General features: G+C 39.9%; 9 protein-coding genes. 3 read left to right on the top strand and 6 right to left on the bottom strand.

All coding sequences use genetic code 11. The features are described from left to right. Positions 1 to 8: 8 nt before the first annotated feature. A complete protein-coding gene (proA, locus tag KME09_25940; GenBank protein ID MBW4537382.1) occupies positions 9 to 1,313 on the bottom strand; it encodes a glutamate-5-semialdehyde dehydrogenase in 1,305 nt (434 codons plus the stop codon). A gap of 377 nt (positions 1,314 to 1,690) precedes the next feature. After that, positions 1,691 to 2,455 carry a carbonic anhydrase family protein gene (locus tag KME09_25935; protein ID MBW4537381.1) on the bottom strand — a complete coding sequence of 255 codons (765 nt, stop codon included), beginning with the start codon at positions 2,453 to 2,455 and terminating at the stop codon, positions 1,691 to 1,693. A gap of 199 nt (positions 2,456 to 2,654) precedes the next feature. Between KME09_25935 and KME09_25930 the strand changes: the two genes are divergently transcribed. After that, positions 2,655 to 2,879 carry a hypothetical protein gene (locus KME09_25930; GenBank protein ID MBW4537380.1) on the top strand — a complete coding sequence of 75 codons (225 nt, stop codon included), beginning with the start codon at positions 2,655 to 2,657 and terminating at the stop codon, positions 2,877 to 2,879. Between the two features lie 13 nt (positions 2,880 to 2,892). Here the strand turns inward: KME09_25930 and KME09_25925 are convergent, their stop codons facing one another. From KME09_25925 to KME09_25910, 4 genes are all read right to left on the bottom strand, one after another. Continuing rightward, positions 2,893 to 3,645: a response regulator transcription factor gene (locus KME09_25925; GenBank protein ID MBW4537379.1), complete on the bottom strand. Its 753-nt coding sequence runs from the start codon at positions 3,643 to 3,645 to the stop codon at positions 2,893 to 2,895. A gap of 152 nt (positions 3,646 to 3,797) precedes the next feature. Next, positions 3,798 to 5,618, bottom strand: coding sequence for an EAL domain-containing protein (locus KME09_25920; GenBank protein ID MBW4537378.1), 1,821 nt, complete (start codon positions 5,616 to 5,618; stop codon positions 3,798 to 3,800). Positions 5,619 to 6,024: 406 nt separating this feature from the next. Next, positions 6,025 to 7,923: an ATP-dependent zinc metalloprotease FtsH2 gene (gene ftsH2, locus KME09_25915; protein MBW4537377.1), complete on the bottom strand. Its 1,899-nt coding sequence runs from the start codon at positions 7,921 to 7,923 to the stop codon at positions 6,025 to 6,027. A gap of 427 nt (positions 7,924 to 8,350) precedes the next feature. Next, positions 8,351 to 9,568 (bottom strand): ferredoxin-NADP reductase, encoded by a 1,218-nt coding sequence (locus KME09_25910; GenBank protein MBW4537376.1) that lies wholly within the window; start codon positions 9,566 to 9,568, stop codon positions 8,351 to 8,353. Positions 9,569 to 10,212: 644 nt separating this feature from the next. Between KME09_25910 and KME09_25905 the strand changes: the two genes are divergently transcribed. Together KME09_25905 and KME09_25900 are read left to right on the top strand one after the other, a co-directional pair. Further along, complete coding sequence (locus KME09_25905; GenBank protein ID MBW4537375.1) at positions 10,213 to 11,211, top strand: phosphoribulokinase; 999 nt, start codon at positions 10,213 to 10,215, stop codon at positions 11,209 to 11,211. 388 nt (positions 11,212 to 11,599) lie between these two features. Beyond that, positions 11,600 to 12,055 (top strand): DUF2267 domain-containing protein, encoded by a 456-nt coding sequence (locus tag KME09_25900; protein ID MBW4537374.1) that lies wholly within the window; start codon positions 11,600 to 11,602, stop codon positions 12,053 to 12,055. The last annotated feature ends 562 nt before the right edge of the window (positions 12,056 to 12,617 follow it).

Here is a 12,617-nt window from a genome sequence, read left to right as displayed (position 1 = left end):
ATCAATAATCAATAATCACGGTGAGTATAAGCTTTAGCATCCTTGCCTGTATAGCTAGCCGCAATATGACCATCGCCAGTCAGCTTATATTTATAAGTAACTAAACCTTCCAAGCCAACTGGGCCACGGGGAGGCATCTGTTGTGTACTGATACCAACTTCTGCACCAAAACCATAGCGAAAACCATCAGCAAAGCGAGTTGAACAATTATGATACACTCCCGCAGCATCTACGCGATCGCCAAACATCTCTGCTGCATGGCTATCTTCTGTGACAATCGCCTCGGTATGTCTTGAGCCATATTGATTAATATGGGCGATCGCTGTCTCTAGAGAATCGACTATTTTTATTGCCAGAATTAAATCACTGTATTCTGTTTGCCAATCATGTTCTTGAGCCGGTTTAGCCTCAATAATCTTTCTAGTTGCCTCATCCCCGCGTAATTCTACTCCCTCGGCATTTAACGCCTGAGCAATTTGGGGTAAAAACTCCTGGGCGATATTTTGATGTACTAATAAAGTTTCGATCGCATTACAGGCTGCGGGATAATGTGTTTTTGCATCAACGGCAATTTTAATTGACTTGGCTAAATCCGCTGCTTTGTCTAGATACAGATGACAGATGCCGTCCGCATGACCCAAAACAGGAATACGAGTATTATCCTGTACATAGCGAACAAAAGAGTTAGAGCCTCTAGGAATGATTAGGTCTACATACTGGTCAAGTTCTAATAACTGCTTAATTTCTGCTCTAGTGGTCAATAACTGCACCGCAGCAGGGTCAACTTTGGTCGCTGCTAATGCTTGAGTAATAACCTTGGTTAAAACCTGACAAGAGTTAATTGCTTCCTTCCCACCTTTAAGAATTACCCCGTTACCAGATTTAATTGCCAAACTAGTAATCTGAATTAAGGCTTCAGGACGCGCTTCAAAAATAATGCCTAAAACCCCTAAAGGACAAGTTACCCGCTTTAAAATCAAACCTTCATCTAACTCACGGTGAATCTGAGTAACGCCGATGGGATCTGCTAGTTTTGAGACATCTCTAACTCCTGCGATCGCAGCTTGTAATTTAGACTCCCCTAGCTTTAATCTAGAATATAGTGCGGGGGCAATATGCTCGGACTCGGCTGCCTTAAGATCCGCTTCATTGGCAGCAATTATATCAGGAGTAGCTATTTCCAGAGCTTTTGCTACTGCTTCTAAAGCAGAGTTGCGGTCTTCGGTTGATAAGACAGCTAGTTTAAGTGCTGCTGCACGGGTTTGTTGCGCAATTGTGGTTAAAGAAAGTGATTCTGTTTGGGAAGCAATCATACTAAGGGTAATGGGTAATGGGTAATGGGTAATGGGTAATGGGTAATGGGTAATGGGTAATGGGTAATGGGTAATGGGTAATGGGTAATGGGTAATGGGTAATGGGTAAAGAGTTTCAGTGGAATTAAACTGCTTACCACAAAGTTATCAAAAAGCTATAAGCTGTAAGCCTTAAGTTATCTGTGCGACGGGCGACGCAGGAGCTTATACTAAAGCACTCGCTTCGCATCGTCCGAAGGTGTATACCGCAAGGGTACTAACTCCGTGTCGCCCTTTAGGGAATTTTTTAGGAGACTTTTATCTTGTGTCACATTAGCTTTAGCAAAGAAGTATCAACAATTTTAACGGAGCAGTCAGTTGAAGAATGCAAATTTTTACTAATTAAACTGGAGTAAAGATCTTTGATTTAAAGCCTGTACTGGTCTAGCGTTGTTGCCGATCGCTTGAAAAAATCTGGTTAATTGCGCTTTAGAGACTGATACAGGTTGTTTCAAAACTAGCCAGGTAACAATTTCTGAACAGGGAGGCGTAGTCAGAGAACCTTGATAGCGATAGTATTGCTGACTGTTTTCGGGTAGTAACTGCAACGCATTAATCGTTAAGTCAGACACCTGAGATGTTTGAGCATCAGATCGAGGTATTTGCTGCCAAATGGATTCTAGCGCTTGACTCATCTCTCCTTCTGACATTAATACTGCCAAAACTACTAAATCTCCTGTAGCTTGGTTTTGATGTACAAAATGCGCTTCCATTTCGGCAGCCTTGCCTGAAATTAAATGCTCACTAGGTTGATGAAAGTGAAACTGCAATAGTTCATATACTTGACCATCTAGAGTCAAGCTGCTTCCAGATTGATAATCAACTCTAATAGTACGACCGTTGTTAACGATTGTCAGTGGAGTATCTTGATAATTTAAGTCTAGACTACCAACATTCAAAGTAAATCCAGACCCCTCTATATTAATCGGTGATTGAGCTTGACCCGAACGACAAGTCTGAAACTTGGGATCGAGTTCTCCCCAGAAATCTGTGCCTGTTTCTCCTTGATAACTCCAGGTACTCGCCTGTGCTTTATCAGTGTTAAAACATTTTAAAGCGATCGCCTCCACTAACAAAAACTTGCATAAACTTCTCCGTTGCATATATATAATTGATACTCGATCTAAATTCCGCTCAGTTTACCTTAAGCTTTAATTATTGAGAAATCCTTAAGATTGTTGTTTTGCTCACGGCATCACGTAGCTTTAAATCTAAGATTAAACTTAAGATAGATTTATTTAAAAAAGTACAGTTTTTTAATGTAAGTATATAAATAAATAATAAGATAAGCAAACTTTTGTAATGTCTGACCTCAAATACGAAATAAAGCAAGCAGAGAACCAAAGGTGGGGGATTTATCAAGGCGATCGCCTACTGGCTACAGTTGGCAGTTATGAAGCTTGTGAGTCGATCTGGAAATATTTACAGAAGGAGCTTTCTTATACGGATAATATTAAATCCCGACTATCTTATCGCAATGCGCTCAATAAAAATTTGTTAGTTAATCCTAGCAAAAACGTTAGTTAATTTAATTCATCCTCTAGCTGAGACTGGAGAAAATAAGATAACAAATAAACAGTAAAGTAACTACTATACAGGCAATTTGAATTTTAAACAGGTAACCAACGCTTTTTTCTAATCGTTCCTGACTATGTTTCATTCGGTCAACTTTAAACTGAAGATTTGAGTCGTGATCGTGAACCATTCTCATTTCTGCTTGTATTATGTCTTGAATCTTAACTTCTAAATGCTCTCTCAAATCTTCGCTAGAGTTTTGTTTTATCTGTTTTAATCTATTTTCTATTTTGTCTAGAGATTTATACAGATGATTTACCTTACGCTTAATCTCAGAAACTTCTTCAACTTCTGATTTGCTAGTAATGATTTTGTGCAGATATTTTTCAATCAGTCCGACACTTAACTGAAAATACCCTTGATTAACGTAGTAAATTGCATTTTTAAGCTCTTGTGCTGTGGTATTTTTTAATAAATATCCCTTCGCACCATTTGTAAGCGCTGTGCATAAATGTTCCTCGTTATCATGAACAGTAAGAATTAATACTTTGGACTGGGGGAACTGCTGAGTAATAATTTTAGTGGCGGTTAAGCCATCCATTTTAGGCATTTCCACATCCATCAAGATTACATCTGGCTGTAAACGAGGAATTTGTTCGATTGCCTCCTGACCATCATGGGCAAAACCAACTATATTGATTTCGGAATCTGGTTCTAAATAAGTTTCTATTAATCTATGAGTTAAATTCTGATCGTCTACAATAAGAACGTTAATCATCTAAAATTATGGTTTAGGGCTAAAGCTAGCTCGCAGCATTGCGCTTCAATCGCTTTATTGAAAATTTATTGATTAAGTATACAGTTTTATTTATCAATGCTTCAATTAAAGTCCAGCATCATTGCAACTATCAATATTGAATAATCTATAATTTAAGAATTGAAGAAAGTAGCTGCGATCGCACTATTAACAGGTTTGGAAAATAAATAACCTTGTCCATACTTGCATTGAAGCTCAATCAACTCGGCACACTGGGTTTGGGTCTCAATTCCTTCGGCGATTAAATCTAGCTCAAATACTTCGGCGAGCTTAATAATGGTTTTGACTAATTCTAACTGATGGCGATCGCTTTCCATACCCTGAATAAATGAGCGATCGATCTTGAGGGTGTCAACTGGTAAACAGTGGAGATAGCTGAGAGAAGAATAGCCAGTACCAAAATCATCCATTGATAGTTGAACTCCCAAGCTTTTAAGCCTCTCTACCGTAGGCAATACCAAAGCTATGTTTTCGATGATCTCGCTTTCAGTAATTTCCAGCTTCAGACATTTTGGATTTAAGCCTGTCTCCATTAAAATCTGGGCAATAATATCTCCTGCGTAGGGTTGAGAAAACTGCTTGCCTGTAATATTAACACTAACAAAAATTGATTTAGCCGCTGAATTTTTTTGCCACTGCACCATTTGCTCACAAGCCGAACGCAATACCCACCAGCCAATTGGTATAATTAACCCCGTAGCTTCGGCTAAAGGAATAAAATCGCCTGGAGAGATTAAACCCCGCACAGGATGCTCCCAGCGAATTAAGGCTTCAAATCCGATTAGCTGCTGGTCGACTAACTGTACTAAAGGTTGATAGTATAGTACAAACTGCCCTTGTTCGAGTGCCTTGCGCAAATCATCCTCCGACCTAGTTTTTTCTAGGCTTTGCAGATGCAACCTCGACTCAAATACTTGATTACAGGCTTGTCCCCTGGCTTTTGCCTGATACATAGCAAGTTCGGCATTCTGTAAAGATTGCAGCAATCCATTGGTGGTATTTGCTGATAGGTCGCTAGTGTCGGGAGTAGCAATGCCGATACTGGTACTGACTAAAATAGAATACTCGGCGATTTTAATTGGTGTTGACAGCTGCTGCTGAATCTGAGAAGCAATGGCAGCAGGACGCTGCTCGTTGACAAAACTAGTTAAGAGGATGGCAAATTCGTCTCCCCCCAAACGAGCCAAGATATCTTGAGGTCTAAGACAGGACTCTAGCTGACGAACAATTTCGACTAAAATGCGATCGCCAATTTCATCGCCAAAGTTGTGGTTAATATTTTTGAATCGATCTAAGTCCAAGCACAAAATGCCAAAGGAGTATTCTGGATGCTGCTTAAGTCGCGACAGTTCTTGCAGCTTTTCAATAAATAGCTGGCGATTGGGTAATTTAGTTAATCGATCGTGATCGAATTGATGATTCAGCCTAGCTTTAATTTGCCGATCTTGAGTCAGATCCGTTTGAGCGCCAATCAATTGGCAAACTACTCCAGCCAAATTAGCCACAGCAATACATTTACACCGCATCAAACGATACTCTCCATCTCGGTGTAACAAAGAATATTCCACTTCAAAGCGCTCAACTTTTCCTTGCCAGCACTCTGTTAAATGCCTTTTAAGCTTTTCTACATCTGTGGGATGGACTCGAACCAGCCATTCGATCAGACTATGATTAATCTCTTGCTCACCACAGCCGATCATCGACTTCCAACGTGCGGAATACTCAACGCGATCGCTACTTAAATCCCAGGCCCAAATGCCATCGCTGGTTATTTCAGTCGCCATTAGATATTTGGCTTCACTGTTTTGCAAATCTTGGCGTAATTTGTCTTCGGCGGACTTTTGCTGAGCATCAATCATCGTTCTGGTTGACAACTCACTATTCAATAAAGGGAGTACATTATTGAATGCAGGTCTGATGGCAGAATTGTTCACAAATTTAGAAGCTGATTGGCTAACATACTGTCTGGCGAACAGACTCGGTATAGAAGTAAAATAAACTCTTAAATTACTCTACATGAATCGTATAAGACTAAGACGCAGAATATTTATTTTTCAATATTTTCTTCAGATTTAACGAATTACAAGATTATTTTGCATCAATCATGAGATGTATTGTGGACAAAAGCTAACGAGCAATTAAGCCAAAAGCGATTTTTGATCCCAAAATAATTCTAAAGCTAATTAGACTCAGGCTCAGACTCATCGATCCTATTTTTTGGCTAAATAATATTTGAGAACATAAATTAATTTGCGATCGCCTTTTCGCCAACTCAAAAATTACTAAAAAAAAGGATAGCCCTAAGACTATCCCAGCGATTTTCAATTGTCAAAATTAGAATTAGATTTGAGGTACAAATCTTTCTTTCTCTGGTACTTCAGCATACTCGGAAACAATTTGCTTCAACTCTTCACCGTCAATTGTTTCTTTTTCAATTAAAAGATCGACTAAGCGATCGATTACTTCACGATTTTCGCGGACAATTTTCCGTGCTAGTTGATGACCATGTTCAGCAATTTGACGTACCTGATCGTCAATACGAGAAGCAACTTCTTCTGAATATTCAGCACGAGAAGTCAAACCAGCACCTAAGAATACTTGATCGCCCTGTCCGCCACCTAATGCAATTGGCCCTAGATCGCTCATACCATAAACGGTAACCATTTGACGTGCCATTTCTGATACCTGCTGTAAATCGCCTCCAGCACCAGTGGTTACTTCGTCGCTACCAAAGATTTCTTCTTCCGCTGCACGACCACCCATAGCGCCAGCAATTCTCGCCATCAGCTGAGAACGGCTAACCAAACCTTGGTCTTCGCTAGGAGTAAACCAGGTGAGACCTTGAGCCTGTCCACGAGGAATTAGAGTTACTTTCTGTACGGGGTCGTGATCTTTGACTAAAGTTCCCACGATCGCATGACCAATTTCATGGTAAGCAATCAATCTTTTACTCTTACCGTCGGTTAAAGGAGTACCCTCCATCCCAGCGACAACACGGTCTACTGCGTCATCAATTTCGTGAATGGTAACGGCTTCCTTGCGTCTTCTAGCAGTTAAAATAGCTGCTTCGTTGAGTAGGTTAGCCAAGTCAGCACCAGAAAAACCAGGAGTACGGCGCGCGATCGCATCTAAGGACACTTCAGGGGCAATTTTCTTGTCTCTGGCATGAACCTCAAGAATTTCTAAACGACCCTTGATATCGGGGTTATCTACCATTACCTGACGATCAAAACGACCTGGACGCATCAGCGCGGAGTCTAGAACATCAGCACGGTTGGTTGCTGCAATAATAATGATTCCTGTATTGCCTTCAAAACCATCCATTTCCGTTAGCAGTTGATTAAGAGTTTGTTCTCTCTCATCGTTACCGCCACCAATACCAGCACCACGCTGGCGACCTACTGCATCAATCTCATCGATAAAGATTAAACAAGGTGCATTTTCTTTGGCTTTCTTAAATAGATCGCGAACACGGGATGCACCGACACCGACAAACATTTCCACAAATTCCGAACCAGAAATACTGAAGAAAGGTACAGAAGCTTCACCAGCGATCGCTTTAGCCAATAAGGTTTTACCAGTTCCAGGAGGCCCAACTAGCAATACACCTTTAGGAATTTTTGCACCAACGGCAGTAAATCTTTCAGGCTGTTTTAAGAAAGTTACAACTTCCTGTAGTTCTTCTTTTGCTTCGTCAATACCAGCTACATCATCGAACATGATGCCTGTTTTTGCTTCCATTTGAAACTTGGCTTTAGATTTGCCAAAGTTCATTGCTTGTCCAGGGCCACCAGGCATATTGTTGGAACGACGGAATAAGAAGAATAAAGAACCAATCAAAATTACAGGGAAGATGAGATTTCCTAAAAGTCCCCAGACTGCTCCTTCATTACCAGCAGGATGATATTCAAAGCTGACATCAGCATCTCGTAGTTTGGCAATTAACTCAGGAGAATTAGCAGGTAGATCAACTCTTAGCTTCTGTAGTCGATTATCTAATTCAGGGTCGATCGCTTGAACGATAGCTGTTCTACCATTGTCATATAGCTCGACGGAAGTAACTCGATCTGAATTTAAATAGTCGAGGAAGCGTCCATAGGTCATACGAGTACTAGCAGTATTGCCACTCAAGCCACTGCTAGCAGTTGGGGTAGTAAAAGTTCCTTGCCACAAGAAAAAGCCGACGACCAACAAAGGTAGTGTCCACAGTAAGGCAATTCTCCACGAAAAATTTTTCATAAGATGTAACTTGTTTTTAATTGAATATTTATTAGGTTATTTTTATTTGTTCTGAACGGTCATGTCGTAGTAGTCTTTAACCTTTAGTCAAGTTTCTTTTCTTTATATTACCTCTAGCTTAACTAAATTTAACGTAATTCTCATTTTTAAATCAAGATTAGTTAAGTTCGGTTGGAGTAGAGATAACCTGGTAGCTGTGTAGGCTGTAAGCTATGGACTATAAATTGTATGCTTCAAAGAGCAATCTACAACGCTTTGTGTGAATTAGCTTCGTTCAAATTAACTAGCTTTTAGCTTTTAGCTTTTAGCTTTTAGCCTTTGAAAAAAAAGAACAGATATCGTAAATTAGCAGAAAAAATGCGCCTACTATTAATTTAGTCGACGCAACGTTAATTATGATGTTTGTGATGGTGAGTTGACCAGAAGCTTAGTAAGTCTCAACGTGCCAACGGTGTTCTTTTTTCATTGTTTTACGGAACTCTTCCCAATTAGCATCATGCTTGGCAGCAGCAGCACTTAACGCCTCATCGATACCGCCTTCCATGCCTTTTAATCCACAGATATAGGTATGAGTTTTGGGATTCTGCATCAATTCCCACAGCTTGTCTGCATGTTCGGCAATTCGGTGCTGAATGTACATTCTGCCGCCTTCAGGGTTTTGTTGTTCACGGCTAATAGCATAATCTAGGCGGAATTGATCGGGATGATCCGCTGCCATTTTCTCTAGTTGCTCTTTATAGAGAATATTTGGCGTTGTGGGAATACCAAAGAATAACCAAGCCTGACCTTTAAAATTGTAATCAGGGTTTTTATCTCCTTCTAAGAACATCCGCCAGAGATAAGCACGGAAAGGAGCGATTCCTGTACCTGTAGCAATCATGATGACGTTGGCATCTTCATCTTCAGGCAAGAGCATTTCTTTACCTACTGGGCCCGTAATTGCTACATCGTCCCCTGGCTTGAGGTTGCAGAGGAAGCTAGAGCAAGTACCTTCAACATGTTCTCCAGTTTCAGGATGTTTATATTCTAATTTACGAACACAGAGAGAGACCGTTTTATCCTCTAAATCATCACCATGACGAGTAGAAGCGATCGAATATAGTCTGAGCTTATTAGGCTTACCTTTATCATCTTCCCCAGGAGGAACAATACCAATACTTTGACCTTCTACATAATGTAAATCTCCCCCAGAGAGATCAAAAGTCATGTGACGACAAGTACCAATACCACCTTCATCTACCAAGTCATAGATTTCGGTACACTTGCCAATGTAAGGATCTTTAGGACGATAAATATTAACGGGAACTTCAGTTTTAGTTTTTTTTGGTGTTGCTTGAGTCATAGATTTTTTATTGTTAGAGGCTTGCTTCTGCTCAGGTGCAGATTGAGTGACAGCTTGACTATCTGGCGCTGGTACATCACCCCCAGCAGGCTTGATGCTAATTACTTTTCCGCCTAAACTATTAATACGGCGCATCTCCTGATTCATTCTGCTATAAGGAACAGTGATTAGTACTGTCCCGCTGCTGCGAATCGGCACTTTGGTATCAACGCTATTTTGAGATAAACCTGTTACCTCATAAATGAATAAACGGTTTTTGTATGCGGTGTTGCTGCTAGAAAACGCGGTGCTAGAGTTGTACATTACCTGGACTTCATCCCCCAACTAAAAATTTAGAGTATTAAATATTTTACATAACTGATATTGATTGCCAGACTCGTAATTTGAATTGAACAGGCAACCAAGGCAGCAGTTTTGATTATTTATGTTGCTCTAATAGACTATCATTGGAGGACTCTTATTGATTCATCCACCAGTAAAAACCTCGGATGAAAATCTGGTAAAACTTCAGTCTTAAGTTTCTAACTTACATGCTAGCGAGAAACAGAGTCTGTAGTTTAGAATTCAATTTCATTTTTTCTTCAACTAGTTGATTGGCAAATCCAGATTAAATTTTGCCGTTATTGTGGCAGATTTTCAGACTGCATCCTCTTGTAGAGGGAGTTAGGTTCTGGTAAGATCCATCAATGTTAGTAATTAGCATTTAATAGTCAGATTAACTAGCTTAAAATCAAGCTTACTTAAGTTGTCTCGATCACTAAGTGGGCAAGACAGTTTGAGAGTATCTAGTTGGAATGAACTTGTGTGTGTCTCCAAGTACCATATGACCTAGTATCAGGCTAAAAAGTTTGTGACTGGGCTAAATCGGGGTATATTTGCGAGTTTGCTCCTGAGAGATAGCTAATCAATATAAGTTAAATATTTAGTTTTTGTAGAAGAGGAATTTTATGACCGCTGATTTAGACCGAGTGGTACTGATTGGAGTAGCAGGTGACTCTGGGTGTGGTAAATCAACTTTTCTTCGCCGTTTAACAGATTTATTTGGTGAAGAGTTTATGACTGTGATTTGTCTTGATGACTATCATAGTCTCGATCGCCAAGGTAGAAAAGCAGCTGGGGTGACAGCTTTAAATCCTCAAGCCAATAATTTTGACTTGATGTACGAACAAATCAAGTCCCTGAAAGAAGGTAATGCGATCGATAAGCCAATCTACAATCATGAAACTGGTGAACTCGATCCTCCAGAAAGAATTGAACCCAACAAAGTAGTTGTCATTGAAGGTTTGCATCCTCTGTACGACCAAAGAGTACGGGAACTGGTAGACTTTAGCGTCTATCTAGACATCAGCGACGAAGTTAAAATTCAATGGAAAATTCAGCGTGATATGGCTGAACGTGGTCATACCTACGAAGATATTTTGGCTTCGATCAAGGCGCGTGAACCTGACTTTAAAGCTTACATCGAGGTACAAAGAGAATTTGCTGATGTTGTAATTCAGGTATTACCAACTCAGTTAGTACAAGACAAGGAAAGCGAATTACTTAGAGTTCGTCTAATTCAAAAAGAAGGCATAGAAAACTTTAATACTGTCTATCTCTTTGATGAAGGTTCAACTATTCACTGGCGACCATGTGGACGTAAGCTAGAATGTCCGATCCCAGGAATTAAGATGTATTACGGCCCTGATACTTTCTACAATAATGAAGTTTCGATTTTAGAAGTGGATGGTGAGTTTGGTAACCTCGAACAAATGATCTACATCGAAAGCCATCTCAGCAATACTAGTACAGGTCACTATGGTGAAATGACTGAATTACTGCTTAAGCATCGGGATTATCCTGGTTCCAAGAACGGAACTGGTTTGTTCCAAGTGTTAGTTGGCTTGAAAATGCGTGAAACTTACGAAAAGCTAACAGCTAAAACCGTAGAACCAGCGAAGGTATAGGTTACATAGCTAAATTACCATAGTTGTCTTGAAGTCGCGAGAGTTAAACGAACTATTCGCGGCTTTTTAATAGCTATTTTTCGTAGTTTAGAGAATTGCGATAAATATGCAGGGCAAATTAATCAGGAAAAAATATAGCAATACTAAACAATGTTAGGACGTTGTTTACTAATACCTACTACCTACTACTTACTACCCACTACCTACGAGCCGAGCGCCCTAATTGTCTATCGCTAATTTTGTACGACTATATATTGCTTCAGGAAGAGAAATCGGCGCATATTTGCCACTTGCATGAGCAATAAATATATACTTAGCCAGAAGTTGAGCAAGTTTTAAGTTTGTCACAATGTAGGGAGTAAATTTAGCTAAAATCTTACTCTCTCTTATGTCTGCCAATGGATTAGCGGTATTCGACCGTACCATCGAAAAAACACATCAATTTATTAACGATGTTGCTGAGCAACTCAAACTTGAAGATAAGCACACTGTTTTTATTGGTATTAAAGCAGTTTTACATGGTTTACGCGATCGCATTCCTCTAGAAGAAGCTGCACAACTAGGTGCGCAATTTCCCGTCATGCTGGCAGGTTTTTATTACCAGGGTTGGAAACCCGCAGCTACACCCACCAAAGAAAGGTCTGTCGGCGCTTTTGTCGAGAAGATTCGCGATAATCTACCTCAAGGAGACTATCCAGTCGAGATAGAAGTATTAATCACTGGAGTTTTTGCTGTTTTAGCCCAATGGGTAACGGAAGGAGAAATTGTTGATGTGGCTAATATGTTACCGAAAGATATACAAAAATTTTGGCCACAGCCTGTAGTTGCTCAACTGAATCAATAAAGGAGCTTTGCTCCTAGCTATAAGCCATACTACCCACTACCCAAAGCTATTTCATTTTCATATATCCAGAGAATAAATTCTCTGTCTAAGTACATTAAGTCCGTTTAAACGGACTTTAATTTTAAGCCAAGAAATTTATTTCTTGGTTCACTACAGTTGGAACGAAATAGCCCTGCCCACTACCTAACCTCAACCCATCAATTAATATTTGACAGACTACTAGTCCCGTGGGCGATCCCCGTGCGCTACCTGAAAGGCAATTACCCTAAAGGATATGCGTAGCGGTATACCATTTGCGAAGCTTATCCTTTAGGACAAGGGTACAATGTGCTTTAGGACTAGCTTCGCGTAGCCTGACGGATCGCCATTGAGATTTGTAATAGGAGACAGTTGGGCAAAATTAAATTAAGCTAATGCTCACAGTTGCTATCAACATTTGACAGTAATTCATATTCTGTTTGATTAAAGTTTGTTGATTTATTTTACAAACCAACTTAACTAGAAAAAACTGAGCTTAAATGAAATACATAAGTCGCCACAGATCAACTACCCCAAAATTATA

The sequence above is a fragment of the Pleurocapsa minor HA4230-MV1 genome (assembly GCA_019359095.1).
In the GTDB taxonomy this organism is placed as follows: Bacteria; Cyanobacteriota; Cyanobacteriia; order Cyanobacteriales; family Xenococcaceae; genus Waterburya; species Waterburya minor.
The sequence above is the reverse complement of the archived record's forward strand: the minus strand, read 5'-3'. Positions and strand labels throughout refer to the sequence as shown.